At 71.1% G+C, this 16,213-nt stretch carries 12 protein-coding genes; 2 read left to right on the top strand and 10 right to left on the bottom strand.

Annotation, left to right across the window (positions count from 1 at the left end):
- Positions 1-7 precede the first annotated feature (7 nt).
- From ctaD to erpA, 3 genes are all read right to left on the bottom strand, one after another.
- On the bottom strand, positions 8-1,645 hold the full coding sequence (gene ctaD, locus H490_RS27120; RefSeq protein WP_017884645.1) for a cytochrome c oxidase subunit I: 1,638 nt from the start codon (positions 1,643-1,645) through the stop codon (positions 8-10).
- Between the two features lie 16 nt (positions 1,646-1,661).
- A complete protein-coding gene (gene coxB, locus H490_RS27115; RefSeq protein ID WP_051066206.1) occupies positions 1,662-2,516 on the bottom strand; it encodes a cytochrome c oxidase subunit II in 855 nt (284 codons plus the stop codon).
- Between the two features lie 152 nt (positions 2,517-2,668).
- Complete coding sequence (gene erpA / locus H490_RS27110) at positions 2,669-3,040, bottom strand: iron-sulfur cluster insertion protein ErpA (protein WP_017884643.1); 372 nt, start codon at positions 3,038-3,040, stop codon at positions 2,669-2,671.
- Positions 3,041-3,205: 165 nt separating this feature from the next.
- Here erpA and H490_RS27105 point away from each other — a divergent pair, with 165 nt between their 5' ends.
- Positions 3,206-3,784 (top strand): DUF3043 domain-containing protein, encoded by a 579-nt coding sequence (locus H490_RS27105; RefSeq protein WP_017884642.1) that lies wholly within the window; start codon positions 3,206-3,208, stop codon positions 3,782-3,784.
- A 208-nt stretch (positions 3,785-3,992) separates the two neighbouring features.
- Here H490_RS27105 and H490_RS27100 read toward each other — a convergent pair whose 3' ends face one another.
- The 3 genes from H490_RS27100 to hisD are packed head-to-tail and all read right to left on the bottom strand — an operon-like array spanning position 3,993 to position 6,846.
- Positions 3,993-5,036 (bottom strand): quinone-dependent dihydroorotate dehydrogenase, encoded by a 1,044-nt coding sequence (locus H490_RS27100; RefSeq protein ID WP_041205643.1) that lies wholly within the window; start codon positions 5,034-5,036, stop codon positions 3,993-3,995.
- Positions 5,037-5,038: 2 nt separating this feature from the next.
- Positions 5,039-5,521: a transcriptional regulator NrdR gene (gene nrdR, locus H490_RS27095; RefSeq protein WP_017884640.1), complete on the bottom strand. Its 483-nt coding sequence runs from the start codon at positions 5,519-5,521 to the stop codon at positions 5,039-5,041.
- Positions 5,521-6,846 (bottom strand): histidinol dehydrogenase, encoded by a 1,326-nt coding sequence (hisD, locus tag H490_RS27090; protein ID WP_017884639.1) that lies wholly within the window; start codon positions 6,844-6,846, stop codon positions 5,521-5,523. Before hisD ends, nrdR begins: the two co-directional genes overlap by 1 nt.
- 138 nt (positions 6,847-6,984) lie before the next feature.
- Between hisD and H490_RS27085 the strand changes: the two genes are divergently transcribed.
- Positions 6,985-7,737 (top strand): sulfite exporter TauE/SafE family protein, encoded by a 753-nt coding sequence (locus tag H490_RS27085; RefSeq protein ID WP_017884638.1) that lies wholly within the window; start codon positions 6,985-6,987, stop codon positions 7,735-7,737.
- A gap of 19 nt (positions 7,738-7,756) precedes the next feature.
- Here H490_RS27085 and H490_RS27080 read toward each other — a convergent pair whose 3' ends face one another.
- The 4 genes from H490_RS27080 to gltB all read right to left on the bottom strand — a co-directional run bounded on the left by H490_RS27080 (position 7,757) and on the right by gltB (position 16,209).
- Positions 7,757-9,301 carry a N5-glutamine methyltransferase family protein gene (locus H490_RS27080; protein ID WP_017884637.1) on the bottom strand — a complete coding sequence of 515 codons (1,545 nt, stop codon included), beginning with the start codon at positions 9,299-9,301 and terminating at the stop codon, positions 7,757-7,759.
- A gap of 64 nt (positions 9,302-9,365) precedes the next feature.
- On the bottom strand, positions 9,366-10,010 hold the full coding sequence (locus H490_RS27075; protein ID WP_031290152.1) for an NAD(P)-dependent oxidoreductase: 645 nt from the start codon (positions 10,008-10,010) through the stop codon (positions 9,366-9,368).
- A gap of 129 nt (positions 10,011-10,139) precedes the next feature.
- On the bottom strand, positions 10,140-11,621 hold the full coding sequence (locus H490_RS27070; protein ID WP_017884635.1) for a glutamate synthase subunit beta: 1,482 nt from the start codon (positions 11,619-11,621) through the stop codon (positions 10,140-10,142).
- Positions 11,614-16,209: a glutamate synthase large subunit gene (gltB, locus tag H490_RS27065; protein WP_017884634.1), complete on the bottom strand. Its 4,596-nt coding sequence runs from the start codon at positions 16,207-16,209 to the stop codon at positions 11,614-11,616. Before gltB ends, H490_RS27070 begins: the two co-directional genes overlap by 8 nt.
- Between the last annotated feature and the right edge of the window lie 4 nt (positions 16,210-16,213).

Raw genomic sequence — 16,213 nt, 5'->3', positions numbered from 1 at the left:
CTCGAGATCACTTCTTCTCGGCGAGCGCGGGCTCGCGAACCGGCTGCTCCACGCCGCTGATCTCGGGGTGGTTGAGATCGAACGCCGGCGACTCCGTGCGGATGCGCGGGATCGAGGTGAAGTTGTGGCGGGGCGGCGGGCATGAGGTCGCCCACTCGAGCGAGCGGCCGTAGCCCCACGGGTCGTTGACGGTGACCTTCGGGGCGCGACGCGCGGTGATGTACACGTTCAGCAGGAACGGGATCATCGAGACGCCGAGCACCATCGCACCCACGGTCGACAGCTGGTTACCCCAGGTGATGCCGTCGGCGGGAAGGTAGGTCGCGTAGCGACGAGGCATGGCCATGACGCCGAGCCAGTGCTGCACGAGGAAGGTCATGTGGAAGCCGATGAACAGCACCCAAAAGTGGATCTTGCCGAGGCGCTCGTCGAGCATGCGACCGGTCCACTTCGGCCACCAGAAGTAGAAGCCGGCGAACATCGCGAACACGACCGTGCCGAAGATCACATAGTGGAAGTGCGCGACCACGAAGTAGGTGTCCGAGAGGTGGAAGTCGAGCGCCGGCGACGCCAGGATGACGCCGGTCAGGCCGCCGAAGACGAACGACACCAGGAAGCCGAGCGACCAGAGCATGGGCGTCTCGAAGGTGATCGATCCACGCCACAGCGTGCCGAGCCAGTTGAAGATCTTCACACCGGTGGGCACCGCGATCATCATCGTCATGAGCGCGAAGAACGGCAGCAGCACCGAGCCGGTGACGTACATGTGGTGCGCCCACACCGTCATCGACAGCGCGGCGATGGCGATGGTCGCGTAGATCAGCGTCTTGTAGCCGAAGATCGGCTTGCGGCTGAACACCGGGAAGACCTCGGAGACGATGCCGAAGAACGGCAGCGCGATGACGTACACCTCGGGATGGCCGAAGAACCAGAAGAGGTGCTGCCACAGAATGGCTCCGCCCTCGCCGTTGTAGATTTGCGCTCCGAAGATGCGGTCGGCGGCGAGGCCGAACATCGCCGCGGCGAGCACCGGGAAGACGAGCAGCACGAGGATCGAGGTGATGAGCGTGTTCCAGGTGAACACCGACATGCGCCACATGGTCATGCCCGGTGCGCGCATCGTGATGATGGTGGTGATGAAGTTCACGCCGCCCATGATCGTGCCGAAACCGCTCACACCGAGGCCGAGCACCCAAAGGTTGCCGCCGACGCCGGGCGAGTAGGTCATCTCGGAGAGCGGCGCGTACGCGAACCAGCCGAACGAGGCCGCGCCCTGCGGCGTGAGGAAGCCGCCGACGGCGATCAGCGAGCCGAAAGTGTAGAGCCAGAAGGCGAAGGCGTTGAGTCGCGGGAAGGCGACATCGGGAGCGCCGATCTGCAGCGGCATCATGACATTCGCGAAGCCCGCGAAGAGCGGGGTGGCGAACATCAGCAGCATGATGGTGCCGTGCATGGTGAACAGCTGGTTGTACTGCTCTTTTGTGGCGATGATCTCGAGACCCGGCGCGAACAACTGCGCGCGGATCAGGAGCGCCATCAGGCCGCCGATCAGGAACCACACGAAGGAGCTGATCAGGTACATGTACCCGATCACCTTGTGGTCCGTGGACGTCAGCCACGAGACAATGACGTTGCCCTTCTTCATGTTTCTGTTTCCCTCGTTAGTCGTTCTGCGACTTCGCGCTGTCGTTGTCGATCGCGAGGCGCTCCTGGTTCGGGTTGAACTCGACGGTCACCTGACCGGTGTTGCCGGCGTCGCGCAGCGAGTCGATGTACGCGTCGTACTCGTCTTGCTCGACGACCCGCACCTCGAAGAGCATCATCGAGTGGTACTCGCCGCAGAGCTCGGCGCACTTGCCCATGAAGGTGCCGGTCTTGGTCGGCGTGAAGCTCATGTAGTTGGTCTGACCGGGGATCATGTCCTTCTTGTAGAGGAACTCGACCACCCAGAAGGAGTGGATGACGTCGCGGGTCTCGAGGCGGATCTCGGTGGTCTTGTCGACCGGGAGGTAGAGCACCGGCATGGTGTCTTCCTCGGCGTTGCCCTCGGCGTCGGTCTGCACCTGCACACCCTGGAAGTAGACGTCGTCATCAACGTAGTTGAAGTCCCAGGCCCAGCGCTTGCCGATGACCTCGACGGTGTTGTCGGGGTTGTCGATGCGGGCCTCGATCTTGCTCTGCTCCTGAGCGGTGAAGGCGAAGAAGCCGAGCACCAGGATGACCGGGACGACCGTGAAGAAGGTCTCGATCGGCATGTTGTAGCGGAGCTGCACCGGCAGGCCGGTCTGGCCCTTGCGGCGGCGGTAGGCGATGGTGGCCCAGATGATGAGGCCCCACGTGATGACGCCGACCGCGAGCAGCACGATCCAGGAGGTGACCCACAGGCCGGTGATGCCGTCCGTGTGGCTGGTGGCTCCCTCGGAACCCTCGGGCAGGAAGCCCCGCTGCTGCTCGGGGGTGCAGCCGGCGAGGAGCAGCGCTGCCGAGAGCGCCACCGGGGCCGCGACCCATTTCATTCGACGATTGGAACGCACCGCATACCTTTCGAACTGTTTTCTCGCCGGCTCGGATGGCAGGCGAAGCTGATGACTCCCTGTTAGCTTAGCGCGAACCTGAGCATTCCCCGAACCGACACCGGGTGTCGCGAACTCTCGATGCCCGACCCGGTTCAGCTGAAACTGTCGCCGCAGGCGCAGCTGCCCTGGGCGTTGGGATTGTCGATGGTGAAGCCCTGCTTCTGGATGGTGTCCTCGAAGTCGATCGTGGCGCCGCTGAGGTACGGAATGCTCATGGCGTCGACCACGACCTCGACCCCGTCGAAGTCGACGACGGCGTCGTTCTCGAGCTCTCGCTCGTCGAAGAACAGCTGGTAGATGAGGCCCGAGCAACCGCCGGGCTGCACGGCGATGCGCAGTCGCAGATCGTCGCGCCCCTCTTGCGCCAGCAGACTGCGCACCTTCTCCTGTGCGGCCCCGCTGAGCGCGACTCCGTGGGCGTGCTGGGCAGCCGCGGTCTCTGCAGCGATCGTCTCAGTGCTCATGCGTAAACTCCTCGCTCGCGTGTTGAACCCGTCTCCCCCGATTCTACGCCGCTCCGCCGGGGAAGTCGCCAGCAGCGCACGGTAGTCTTGGGGCAGCAGTCGACGCGTTTCGTCGACATCCGGTGTACGCAACGCGCGCAGAGCGCATCGATCGAGAGGACAGGCGTGGCAAAGAAGGGCGCTGACAGCGCGACCGCCGCCGACGAGCACGACGCTCAGAACGAGGCCAGGGCCGGCAAGGGCCGGCCGACGCCCTCGCGCAAGCAGGCGCAGGCCGCGAACGCGCGGCCCATCGTCGGATCGAGGGACAAGACCCTCATGAAGGAGCAGCGGCGCCAGCAGACGGAGGCGCGCGAGCGCGCCCGCCTCGGCATGATGCAGGGCGACGAGCGCTTTCTCACCCCTCGCGACAAGGGGCCGCAGCGCCGCTACGTGCGCGACTACGTCGACGCCCGCTGGAGCGTCGGCGAACTGCTCATCCCCATGATGCTCGTGGTGCTGGTGATGACGTTCATTCCGGGCATCATGCAGGTGATCAGCCTCATCGTGATCTGGGCGTTCGTAGGCCTCGCGATCATCGACGCGGTCTTCCTCGGCATGCGTCTGAAGAAGCGCCTCGGCGAGAAGTTCGGCGAGGATCGCGTGCAGCCGGGCTTCCGCTGGTACGCCGCGATGCGCGCCTTCCAGTTCCGCCCGCTGCGCGTGCCCAAGCCCCAGGTGAAGCGGGGCAGCTTCCCGAGCTGATCCCGCATCCGGGATCCTCACACAGAACCCCCGGTCGATGCGATGTCGTCTCGCATCGACCGGGGGTTCTGCGTTGCCGGCGCGCTGTCCTCGGCTGGGGCGCACCGATCAGCGAGCCTGAGCCGGAAACCGAGGCCGATCCGCCCGCGCGAGACCGATCCGCCCGCGCGAGACCGATCCCGCCCACCCGAGGCCGAGGAGGCCGCGGCTACCGCTGCTGCGTCCAGCCGGCTCGGCGCAGGCCCCGGTTGACGGCGCGCGCCCAGAGGGGCCCCTCGTAGATGTAGGCGGTGAACCCCTGCACGAGCGTCGCGCCCGCCCGCAGCCGCTCGATTACGTCTTCGGCGGTGGCGACGCCGCCGACCGAGATCACGCAGAAGCCCGGGTCCGGCTCGGCTGCCCGGATGCGGCGCAGCACTTCGAGCGAGCGCTCTCGCAGCGGTTCGCCCGAGAGCCCGCCGGCGCCCATGCGCTCGATCTCGGCGGCGGGAGCGGTGAGGCCCTCTCTCGAGACCGTGGTGTTGGTGGCGATGACGCCGTCGAGCCCGAGGCGCCTGGCGAGGGCGACGATGCCGTCGATCTGCTCGTCTCCCATGTCGGGGGCGATCTTGACGAGCAGCGGGGTGGTGCCGGCTGCGTCGCGCACGGCCGCGAGCAGCGGCTCGAGCATCTCGAGCTCCTGCAGGCCTCGCAGGCCGGGCGTGTTGGGCGAGCTGACGTTCACCGCGAGGTAGTCGGCGATCGGCGCGAGGCGCTGGGCGCTCCAGACGTAGTCCTGCACAGCGTCGTCGACCTCGGTGACACGGCTCTTGCCGATGTTCGCTCCGATCACGGGGCGCCGGCGCGACAGACGGGCGCGCTCGATGCGGGGAACCGCGGCGGCCGATCCGCCGTTGTTGAAGCCCATACGGTTGATGAGACCGCGGTCGCCGACCAGCCGGAACATGCGCGGCTTCGGGTTGCCGGGCTGGGGATGGCGGGTAAGCGTGCCGACCTCGACGTGCCCGAAGCCGAACTCGCCGAGACCGAGGATCCCCTGCGCGTTCTTGTCGAAGCCTGCGGCCAGCCCGAAGGGGCTCGGGAAGTCGATGCCGAGCGCTCGGGTGCGCAGCGATGGGTGCGGGGCGCAGAGCCGGCGCACCACGCCCGCCGTGAAGGGCGCGGCCTGGATCACCTTGAACGCGAGGTGGTGGGCGGTCTCGGGGTCCATGCGTCGCAGCACGGTGCCGAAGAGCAGCGGGTAGAGACGCATGGTCATTCCTCCGTGGGGGTCGATGCGGATGCCTCGCCCGCGGGGTGGGCGCGCAGCTCGGCGATCGCGGCGTCGAAGTCGGCGAGCGACTCGAACGCCTGGTACACGCTGGCGAAGCGCAGGTAGGCCACCTCGTCGAGTTCGCGCAGGTGGGGCAGAATCGCGAGGCCGATCTCATTGGCGTCGAACTGCGCGATGCCGCTGGAGCGCACGGACTCCTCGACCTGCTGCGCGAGCACGGCGAGGTCGGCCTCGGTGACGGGCCGGCCCTGGCAGGCCTTGCGCACGCCGCTCATGACCTTCTCGCGGCTGAACGGCTCGACCACGCCGGATCGTTTAATCACGGTGAGGCTCGCGGTCTCGGTGGTGGTGAAGCGGCGGCCGCACTCGGGGCACTGCCGGCGACGGCGGATCGAGAGGCCGTCGTCGGCGGTGCGCGAGTCGATGACGCGGCTGTCGGGGTGGCGGCAGAACGGGCAGTGCATCAGGCGCCCTCCCCCGCGCGCTCGGCCTCGAATCGGGCGCTGACGGCCTCGCCGTGCGCGGGCAGGCCCTCCGCGTCGGCGAGGACGAGCAGGGGCTGCTCGACCTCAGCGAGCGCGGCGCGGTCGTAGCCGATCACCTGCTGCGGTCGCAGGAAGGTGTGGGCGCCGAGGCCCGAGGCGAAGCGCGCGGTGCCGCCGGTGGGCAGCACGTGGTTGGAGCCCGCCAGGTAGTCGCCGAGGCTCACGGGCGTGTAGCCGCCCACGAAGATCGCGCCGGCGTCGCTGATGCGGGCGAGCACCGCCTCGTCGTCGCGGGTCTGGATCTCGAGGTGCTCGGGGCCGTAGGCGTCGCTGACGCGGGCGGCCGTGGCGAGGTCGTCGACGAGGATCACCGCGGACTGCGGGCCGGCGAGCGCCGTGGCGACGCGCTCGGCGTGGCGCGTGCCAGCCGCGCGGCGTTCGATCTCTGAGCGCACCCGCTCGGCGAGCTCGGCGGAGTCGGTGACGAGCACCGAGGCCGCGGCCTCGTCGTGCTCGGCCTGGCTGATGAGGTCGGCGGCGACGAATCGCGGATCGGCGGTCTCATCGGCGATCACGAGGATCTCGGTGGTGCCGGCCTCGGAGTCGATGCCGACGACGCCGTTCACCACGCGCTTCGCGGCGGCGACGAAGACGTTGCCCGGCCCCGAGATCTTGTCGACGGGCGCGAGCCCGATGCTCTCGACGCCGTGCGCGAAGGCGGCGATGGCCCCGGCGCCGCCGATCGCGTAGACCTCGTCGACGCCGGCGAGCGCGGCGGCCCAGAGCACGACCTCGTGCGGCAGGCCGTCGTTGTCGATCTGCGCGGGCGAGGCGAGCGCGAGTTCGGGCACGCCGGCGGCCTGCGCGGCGACGGCGTTCATGATGACCGACGATGGGTAGGCGGCCTTGCCGCCGGGCGCGTAGAGCCCGACGCGGCCGATCGGCTGCCAGCGCTGCCGGATGACGGCCCCGTCGCCGAAGCGGGTGAGCTGCTCGGCGGGCACCTGGGCGGCGGATGCGCGGCGCAGCTTCTCGATCAGCAGTTCGAGTGCGGCGCGGATCTCGGGCGGGCAGGTCTCGAGGGACGCGGCGATGCGCTCGGCAGGCACGCGCAGCATGTGCCCCTCGACGCCGTCGAACTCGCGCGCCTGCTCGCGCAGAGCATCCTCTCCTCGATCTCGCACCGCCTCGACGAGGGGGCGCACGCGGTCGACCGCGGTGCCCATGTCGAGTGCGGCGCGCGGCACGAGCCGCAGCAGGTCGGCGCGAGAGAGCTGCTGCCCCCGCAGGTCAATCGTTCGCATCACCCGCCCAGTTTACCGGCAGCGCCGCGGGCTCGCCTCGGCGCCGGGTGCGAACCGGGTCTGACAGGATGGAGTGCAGATGACCATGGCACGGATGCAGCACTCGATCGCTCGACGCGACGCCCGGGGAGCCGGAGCATGAGCCTGGCGACCGGTGCGCTGATCCTCGGCCTCATCCTGCTGGGCTCCGTGGCGCAGCGGGTGGCGGGGCTCGGCTTCGCGATGCTCGTCTCCCCTTTCATGGCGCTCGTGATCGGCGCTCACTCGGGCGTGGTGCTCGTCAACGTGCTCTCGATCCTGTCGAGCGGCCTGATCCTTCCGCGCGTGTGGCGGTCGGTCGACTGGTCGATGTTCCGGTGGCTCGGCGCCTTCGCCGTGGTCGGCTCCCTCGCCGGGGCCTGGGTGGCGCAGCTGTTCTCGCCCGCGGTGATGGCCGTGACGGTGGGCGGCATCGTGATCGTCGGGCTCGGCGGTTCGCTCGCCGTGCGAGGAAACCGCTTCTCGACGGAGCAGCGCGGGCCGAGAGCGGTCGCGGGGCTGCTCTCGGGGCTCACGAACTCCCTCGCCGGTGTCGGCGGCCCCGCGGTGAGCGCCTACGCCGTGCTCACCCGCTGGCCGCAGACGACGTTCGCCGCGACGCTGCAGCCCTACTTCCTCATGATCGGGGTGACGTCGGCGGCGATGAAGCTGGTGCTCGATCCGGGATCGCTGCCCGCGACCGGCTGGTGGTTCTGGGGCCTCGTGGTGGTCGTGCTGCTGGCCGGCATCGCCCTCGGCGAGCGACTGCTGAGGGTCGTCACCGCGGGGCAGGTGCGGCGGCTGGTCATCGTGCTGGCGTTCGTGGGGGCGGCGGCCTCGCTGTCGCAGGGGCTCTTCGAGCTGTTCGGGTGACGGGGCGCGGGTCGTCGCGTCACTCGAGCGGTGCGAGCATACCGAGCCACGCGAGTTCGCGGAACCCGGCGACCAGTGCCTCTGCCGCCGCGTCGGCGTCGACCTCGAGCAGCGTGGCGAGGGCGTCGGCGATGCGGCCGAGCGAGAGCTCGCCGTCGCACACTCCCACGGCCGCGGCGATGAGCGGGTCGGCCGCGACCCTGCGGGCGATGGGTCGATCGGTGGTGAGCCGGATCGCGCGCGGCGCCTCCTCGCCGGGCGTGTGCTCGCGCTCCTCGACGACCGCTTCGGCGCGCAGCCAACGGGTCGCGAGCACCTCGGCGTCGCTCATGCGAGCCGCGCGCACGCCCGCGTCGAACGCGGCGGCGAGCCCGCCTCCGAGATCCTGGGCCGCGTACGCGCCGGCCGCTCGATCGACCTCCACGAGCGCGCGTTCGGCAGCACCCGTCGATGCGCGCCTTCGGGCGCGGATCGCCCCGAGCCCGATCGCCGTGATCCGGCGCGCCGCGAAGTCGTCGAGCCAGGAGCCCATGAGCCGCTCGAACTCGTCGGTGCCCGGCCGGGCTCCCCCGTCGCGGGCCCAGGTCTCGGCGTACTGCGCGGGGTCCACCCGGTCGCGCTCGATCACCCAGGCGTCGAGCGCGCCGGCCGAGCCGGCGGCCGCCTCGATCCACTCGCGCACCCGTTCGAGGCCGTTCGACCCCCACGGCGACTCCCAGTTGGCGAGGCAGAGCAGCGTGCCGTTCTCGGCGAGGTGCGCGGGCGCCTCGCTCACGACCCGCTCGGCGAGGCCGTCGCCCGCCATGCCGCCGTCGCGGTACTCGTAGACGGGCGCGTCGCCGTCGCCTCGCGGGGTGATCACGAACGGCGGGTTCGAGAGCACGAGGTCGAATCGCTCGCCCGCGACCGGCGCGAAGAGGTCGCCGAGACGGAAGTCGATCCGGTGCTCCACCCCGCCCAGCCGGGCGTTCGCCCTGGCCATCGTCAGCGCCCGCTCGGAGATGTCGGTCGCGACGACCTCGCCGCGCAGCGCCAGGTGCATCGCCACGATCCCGCAGCCGGTGCCGAGGTCGAGGCACCTCGCCGCATCCGCGGGCGGCGCCTGCGAGATGAGGGATCGCGTCGCTCCCCCGACGCCCATGACGTGGTCGGGGCGCGCCGGCCGGCGCCGCAGCTGATCGTCGAGGTCGGAGATGATCCACCAGTGCAGCGGCCGGTCCGACCGCGCGTCGGTCACCGCGACGGGGTTCAGCGAGAGCGCGGCGCGCAGGCGGCCGTCCCCGTCTGCCTCCACGAGGCCGAGCCCGATCGCGCCCGCTGCGCCGAGCTCGGGCAGGGCGGCGTCGAGCGCTGCGCCGTCGACCCCCTGGGCGAGCAGGAAGAGCCGCACGAGCGCGGCGAGCGGGCCCTCGTCGCGCTCGTCGAGCGCCCGCAGCGCAGGAGCGAACACCCCGCGCTGGCGGGCGCCGTCGGCTGCGGCCCCGAGCAGGCTCGCGACCGCGTCGACGCGGTAGTCGGCGGCGGCGAGGTCGGCGTGCAGGCGATCGATGAGTTCGGGATCCACCCCACCAGGGTATTCGCTCCCCGAGCGGCGGTCGCGCGGGCGCGTACGCCCCGGCGGTGCGCCCCTAGTAGGCGACGGTGAAGCGGGCGCGGCGGTGCTTCGGATTCTCGATCTCGTCGACCACCGCGACGCCGAAGTCGGCGCCCGAGATCTCGGAGCGGCCCTCGGCGTCGGTGAGCAGCACGTCTCCGCCCGTTCGGTACTCGCCGCGGTACTCCCCCGCCGCCCACGCTCCGAAGGTGGCGGCCGGGCTCACGAGGAACCAGTCGAGCTCCTCGGGCGCGGAGCGCAGGTCGTCGAGCACGCCGCCCATCTCGGCGGCTTCGGGCTTCACCTCGTCGGCGAAGTCGGGGCCGTTCATGACGAGGTCTCCGCCCTCGCTCTGCAGCAGGGAGCCGGCGCCGCCGATCACGCCGAGACGCACCCCCGCGGCTGCCGCCTCTGCCGCGAGCTCCGCGATCGCCGGGCGGACGCGGCCTGCCATGTCGCCGCGCGGCGAGACCGCGACGACCACGACGTCGGCCCCGTCGAGCGCCCGGGCGCGGTCGGCCGCCTCGGTGATGGAACCCCGCACGTACCGCGCTCCCGCGATCTGCTGCGCGCTCTCGCCGCGGCTCACGCTCGTCGCCTCGAGCCCGCGCACCTCCGCAGCCTCGACGATGTGCGATCCCGCGTAGCCGCTGCCGCCGATTACCGTCACCTTGGTCATCTCTGCCTCCTCGAAGTCCCGGCCCGCCGACACGACGGACCCCTCGGTGCAACCGACCGCGACCCGCCGCTATTCCGCCCGACGCCGCGCGATCCCGTCGGCGAAGCGCTGCGGCGCCCGCCGCACCGCTCAGGCGAACGCGCGGTCGAAGGCCCGGACCGGGCTCGGCAGCACCGTCTCGCCCGTGAGGTACGCGTCGACCGAGGCCGCGGCGGCCCGCCCCTCGGCGATCGCCCACACGATGAGCGACTGGCCCCGGCCCGCGTCGCCCGCCACGAAGACGCCGGGCACGTCGGTCGCGTAGTCGTCGGCGCGCTCGAACGCGCCGCGCGATCCGCGGCCCAGCCGCAGACCCTGATCCTCGATCGCCTCGGGGCCGGTGAAGCCCATCGCGATGAGCACGAGGTCGGCGTCGATGAGCCGCTCGGTGCCCGGGATCGGCTCGCGGCCGCGGTCGGTGAAGCCCGTCTCGGCGACGCGCAGGGCGCGCACCCGGCCCTCGGCGTCGCCCACGAACTCCACGGTCGAGGCGAGGTAGCGGCGCTCCCCGCCTTCCTCGTGCGAGCTCGACACCTCGAACAGCGTCGGGTGCACGGGCCAGGGCTGGGTGTCGGTGCGCGTCGGCGAGGGCTTGCGGCCGATGGCGAGGTTGGTGACCGATCTCGCGCCCTGGCGGTGGGCGGTGCCGACGCAGTCGGCGCCGGTGTCGCCACCTCCGATGACGATCACGTGCTTGCCCGCGGCATCGAACTCGGCGGGCAAGCCTGCGGCGGGCGCGTCGCCCCGCGGCTCCCCCGCTTCCGCGAGCGCGCGGTTCTGCGCGGTGAGGTAGTCCATCGCGTAGTGCACGCCCGCGAACTCGCGTCCGGGCAGCGGCAGTTCGCGCGGCACGGTGGCGCCCGTCGCGATGACCACCGCGTCGAAGCGACGGCGCAGCTCGCTCCACGACATGTCGCGGCCGATCTCGATGCCGCAGCGGAAGCGCGTGCCCTCGGCCTTGAGCTGTTCCACGCGGCGGGTCACGAGCTGTTTCTCGAGTTTGAACTCGGGGATGCCGAATCGCAGCAGGCCGCCGGGCTGCTCGTCGCGCTCGTACACGGCGACGGTGTGGCCGGCGCGCGTGAGCTGCTGCGCGGCGGCGAGGCCCGCGGGCCCGGATCCGACGACGGCGACGGTCTTGCCGGTGAGGCGCGCGGGCGGCTGCGGGGTCACCCAGCCGTTCGCGAAGGCCTGGTCGATGATGCCGTTCTCGGTCTGCTTGATCGTGACGGCCGGCTGGTTGATGCCGAGCACGCACGCCGACTCGCAGGGGGCCGGGCAGGCGCGGCCGGTGAACTCGGGGAAGTTGTTCGTCTCGTGCAGCCGCTCGATGGCGTCCTGCCAGCGGTCGCGGGTGACGAGGTCGTTCCACTCGGGGATGAGGTTGCCGAGCGGGCAGCCCTGGTGGCAGAAGGCGACGCCGCAGTCCATGCAGCGCGACGCCTGCCGCGCGACGACGGTGGGGTCGGCGGGGTCGACGACCTCGCGCCAGTCTTTCAGTCGCAGCGCGACGGGTCGCTTGGGGGCGAGTTCGCGCTCGCGCACCTTCAGGAATCCGCGGGGATCAGCCATGGGTCGCCTCCAGGATCTCGGACCAGACCCGCTCTCCGTCGGGGTCGATGCCCTGTTCGTTGGCGCGCTCGCGGATCTCGAGCACGCGCGAGTAGCCGCGCGGGATCAGTCGGGTGAAGCGCGAGAAGACGCGCTCGGGGTCGCTGTCGATCTCGTCGAGCAGCGCGGTGCCGAGCTCGGAACCGGTCTGCTCGACGTGCCGCTTCAGCAGCGCTGCGATTCGCTCGCGCAGTGCATCGTCGAGCGGGGTGAGGGTGAGCGCCCCCGATCCGAGCTCGGCCGAGTTCACGTTCGCGGGGTCGAGATCGAGGATCGCCGCCTCGCCGCCCGACATGCCGGCGCCGATGTTACGCCCGGTGGGGCCGAGGATCAGGGCGAAGCCGCCCGTGAAGTACTCGAGGGCGTGGTCGCCCGTGCCCTCGACGACCGCGGTGGCGCCGGATCCGCGCACGAGGAAGCGCTCACCCACCGTGCCCGCGATCCACAGGCTGCCGCTCGTCGCGCCGTACCCGATGGTGTTGCCCGCGATCACGTTGCCCGACGCCGCGTGCCCGGCATCGGGGTGCGGGCGGATCGCGATCTCGCCGCCCGAGAGCCCTTTGCCGACGTAGTCGTTGGCGTCTCCGATGAGGCGCAGCGTGATGCCGGCCGGGATGAAGGCGCCGAGCGACTGCCCGGCCGAGCCGGTGAGGGTGACGTCGACGGTCTCGGGGGCAAGGCCCGCGGCGCCGTGTCGCTTCGTGACCTCGTGGCCGAGCATCGTGCCGACGGCGCGGTCGATGTTGCGGATCGGCAGGTCGATCACCACCGGCTCGCGGCGGTCGAGCGCGTCGGCCGCCATCTCGATGAGGCCCCGGTCGAAGTGCTCGTCGAGCTCGTGATCCTGCTCGCGGCCGTGCCGCCGGGGCTCGCTCTCGGGGAACGACGGGCCGCGCAGGATCGGCGTGAGGTCGAGCCCCTCGGCCTTCCAGTGCCGGATCGCGTCGTCGACGTCGAGCGCCGAGCTGTCGCCGACGGCTTCGCCGAGGGTGCGGTAGCCGAGGGAGGCGAGCAGCTCGCGCACCTCCTCGGCGATGAAGCGGAAGAAGTTGACCACGTGCTCGGCGCGGCCGGTGAAGCGCTCGCGCAGCTCGGGGTTCTGCGTGGCGACGCCCACCGGGCAGGTGTCGAGGTGGCAGACGCGCATCATGATGCAGCCCGAGACGACGAGGGGGGCGGTCGCGAAGCCGAACTCCTCGGCGCCGAGCAGGGCGGCGACGACCACGTCGCGGCCGGTCTTCAGCTGGCCGTCGGCCTGCAGCACGACGCGTTCGCGCAGGCCGTTGAGCATGAGGGTCTGCTGGGCCTCGGCGAGGCCCAGCTCCCACGGGGAGCCGGCGTGCTTGAGCGAGTTCATGGGGCTCGCGCCCGTGCCTCCGTCATGGCCGGAGACGAGGATCACGTCGGAGAGGGCTTTCGCGACGCCCGCGGCGACCGGGCCGATGCCGCTCTGGGCGACGAGCTTGGTCGAGATGCGCGCGGCGGGGTTGGCCCGTTTGAGGTCGAAGATGAGCTGCTTGAGGTCTTCGATCGAGTAGATGTCGTGGTGCGGGGGCGGCGAGATGAGCCCGACGCCCGGGGTGGCGTGGCGGGTGCGGGCGATCCACGGGTACATCTTCTGCGGCGGCAGCTGACCGCCCTCGCCAGGCTTCGCCCCCTGGGCGAGCTTGATCTGGATCTCGTCGGCGTGCGTCAGGTACATCGAGGTGACGCCGAAGCGGCCCGATGCGACCTGCTTGATCGCACTGCGCCGCTCGGGATCGAGCAGCCGATCCTCGGCCTCTCCGCCCTCGCCCGTGTTCGATCTGCCGCCGAGCATGTTCATGGCGATCGCGAGGGTCTGGTGCGCCTCGGGCGAGATCGACCCGTAGCTCATGGCGCCGGTCGCGAAGCGCTTGACGATCTCGCTCACCGGCTCGACGTCGCCGAGCGGCACGGGCGGCCGCTGGGGCGAGAGCCTGAAGAGGCCGCGCAGGGTCATGAGCCGCCGCTGCTGGTCGTTGACGCGGCGGGTGTACTCGGCGAAGATCTCGCGGCGGCCCGTGCGGGTGGCGTGCTGCAGCTTGTAGATGGTCTCGGGGTCGAAGAGATGGGGCTCCTCGCCGCGCCGCCACCGGTACTCGCCGCCGGTCTCGAGCTTCTTGTGCGCGAGCGGGGCGGGGTCGTCGGGGTAGGCCGCGCGGTGGCGGGCGGCGACCTCGGCGGCGATCACGTCGAGGCCGACGCCGCCGAGCCGCGAGGCGGTACCGGTGAAGTAGCGGTCGACGAGCTGCTGCGAGAGGCCGATCGCCTCGAAGGTCTGCGCGCCGCAGTACGAGGCGACGGTCGAGATGCCCATCTTGCTCATCACCTTGAGCATGCCCTTGCCGAGCGACTTGATGAGCTTCGCGATCGCCTGCTCCTCGGTGACGCCCGCGATCGACCCGTCGCGCACGAGCAGCCCGACGGTCTCCATGGCGAGGTAGGGGTTGACGGCGGCGGCGCCGTAGCCGATGAGGGCCGCGACGTGGTGCACCTCGCGCACGTCGCCCGCCTCGGCGATGAGCGCGACGCTCATGCGCTGCCCCTCGCGGATGAGGTGGTGGTGCACCGCCGAGACGGCGAGCAGCGACGGCACGGGGGCGAGGTCCTTGTTGGAGTCGCGATCGGACAGGATGATGAACTCGGCCCCCGCCTCGATCGCGGCGCTCGCCTCCCAGCACATCGCCTCGAGCCGGTCGGCGAGGCCCTTCGCGTCGTAGTCGACGGGGTACAGACCGCGGATCGTGACCGCGCGCTCGCGCTCGGGGTCGTCGCCGAAGTGCTGGATGCGCGCGAGTGCGTCGTTGTCGATGACCGGGAAGTCGAGGATCACCTGACGGGCATGGTCGACCGACTGCGTGAGCAGGTTCTGCTGCGGCCCGATGCTCGTGACGAGGCTCGTGACCAGCTCTTCCCGCAGCGCGTCGAGCGGCGGGTTGGTGACCTGCGCGAACTGCTGCACGAAGTAGTCGTAGATGTGGCGCGGTCGCTCCGAGAGCGCCGCGATCGGCGTATCGGTGCCCATCGCCGCGATCGGCTCGATGCCGTCGCGAGCCATGGGAGTGAGCAGCAGCCGCAGCTCCTCCTCGGTGTAGCCGAAGGTGCGCTGGCGCCGGCTGATCGAGGCCGGGGGGTGCACGAGGTGCTCGCGCTCGGGCTGTTCGGAGAGCCGGATCCGCCCCTCCTCGAGCCACTCGCCCCAGGGGGCGAGGTTCGCGAGCTCCCGCTTCACGGCCTCGTCCTCGCGGATGGTGCCGCTCGCGAGATCGACCGCGAGCATGCGGCCGGGCTGCAGGCGCCCGCGTCGGATCACCCGGGCGGGGGCGATGTCGAGCACACCGGTCTCGCTGGCGATCACCATGACGCCGTCGCTCGTCACGAGGAAGCGGCCGGGGCGCAGGCCGTTGCGGTCGAGGGTTGCGACCAGCTCGGTGCCGTCGGTGGCGATCATCGCGGCGGGCCCGTCCCACGGCTCCATCACGAGCGAGTGGTACTCGAGGAAGCTGACGAGGTCGGGGTGCAGGCCGGTCTCGGATTCCCAGGCCTCGGGCACCATCATGGCGAGTGCGTGCGGCAGCGAGCGACCCGCTCGCACCAGCAGCTCGAGCACCTCGTCGAAGCTGGCCGAGTCGCTGCCGCCCTCCGAGCAGATCGGGGAGAGCTGCCGCACGTCGCCGAGCAGCGGGCTCTCGAGCTGCGCCTCGCGGGCCCGCATCCAGTTGCGATTGCCGCGCACGGTGTTGATCTCGCCGTTGTGGGCGACGAGGCGCAGCGGTTGGGCGAGATGCCAGGAGGGGAAGGTGTTGGTCGAGTACCGCGAGTGCACGATGGCGAAGCGGCTCTCGAAACGCTCGTCGGACAGCTCGGGGTAGAAGCCGGGCAGCTGCAGCGTGGTGACCATTCCCTTGTAGACGATCGTGCGGGCGCCGAGCGACGGCAGGTAGCAGCCCGTCTCGTGCTGGATGCGCTTGCGGGTGCGGAACGCGCGCCGTTCGAGCTGATCCGTGTCGACCGCCTCGCCGCTCGCGGGCACGAGCACGAGCTGCTCGATGACCGGGCTGACGGCGCGGGCGCTCTCGCCGAGCACTTCGGGGCGCACGGCGACGGGTCTCCAGGCGAGCACCGAGAGGCCTTCCTCGGCCGCGATGGCGCCGATGCGATACCGCACCGCCTTGCGTTCGGTCGACGCCTGGGGCAGGAACGCGAGCCCCGCAGCGTAGCCGCCGGCCGCAGGCAGGCGCAGACGGGCGTCGTGCTCGGCGAGGGCCTCTCGGATGAAGCGGTCGGGCAGATCGCTCAGGATGCCCGCGCCGTCGCCCGTTCCCGCGTCGGAGCCGACCGCGCCGCGATGCTCGAGGTGCTCGAGCGCCTCGAGCGCGAGGGAGACGATCTCGTGGCTCGGCTCGCCCGTGAGCGACACGACCGACGCGAGGCCGCAGGCGTCGCGCTCATCGGCGGGGTCGTAGAGCCCGACGCGCTCGGGGAAGCCGGCGGGGCTGGCGGTGGGGGTCGCTGCTCGGTCGCTCATCGAC

Source organism: Leucobacter sp. UCD-THU, from assembly GCF_000349545.1.
GTDB lineage: Bacteria > Actinomycetota > Actinomycetes > Actinomycetales > Microbacteriaceae > Leucobacter > Leucobacter muris.
The sequence above is the reverse complement of the archived record's forward strand: the minus strand, read 5'-3'. Positions and strand labels throughout refer to the sequence as shown.

Bases quoted from the DNA above. Each gene is read 5' to 3' on its own strand.
- ctaD (WP_017884645.1), bottom strand. From the start codon at position 1,645: ATGAAGAAGGGCAACGTCATTGTCTCGTGGCTGACGTCCACGGACCAC.
- coxB (WP_051066206.1), bottom strand. From the start codon at position 2,516: ATGAAATGGGTCGCGGCCCCGGTGGCGCTCTCGGCAGCGCTGCTCCTC.
- erpA (WP_017884643.1), bottom strand. From the start codon at position 3,040: ATGAGCACTGAGACGATCGCTGCAGAGACCGCGGCTGCCCAGCACGCC.
- H490_RS27100 (WP_041205643.1), bottom strand. From the start codon at position 5,036: ATGCGTCTCTACCCGCTGCTCTTCGGCACCGTGCTGCGACGCATGGAC.
- nrdR (WP_017884640.1), bottom strand. From the start codon at position 5,521: ATGCACTGCCCGTTCTGCCGCCACCCCGACAGCCGCGTCATCGACTCG.
- hisD (WP_017884639.1), bottom strand. From the start codon at position 6,846: ATGCGAACGATTGACCTGCGGGGGCAGCAGCTCTCTCGCGCCGACCTG.
- H490_RS27085 (WP_017884638.1), top strand. From the start codon at position 6,985: ATGAGCCTGGCGACCGGTGCGCTGATCCTCGGCCTCATCCTGCTGGGC.
- H490_RS27075 (WP_031290152.1), bottom strand. From the start codon at position 10,010: ATGACCAAGGTGACGGTAATCGGCGGCAGCGGCTACGCGGGATCGCAC.
- H490_RS27070 (WP_017884635.1), bottom strand. From the start codon at position 11,621: ATGGCTGATCCCCGCGGATTCCTGAAGGTGCGCGAGCGCGAACTCGCC.
- gltB (WP_017884634.1), bottom strand. From the start codon at position 16,209: ATGAGCGACCGAGCAGCGACCCCCACCGCCAGCCCCGCCGGCTTCCCC.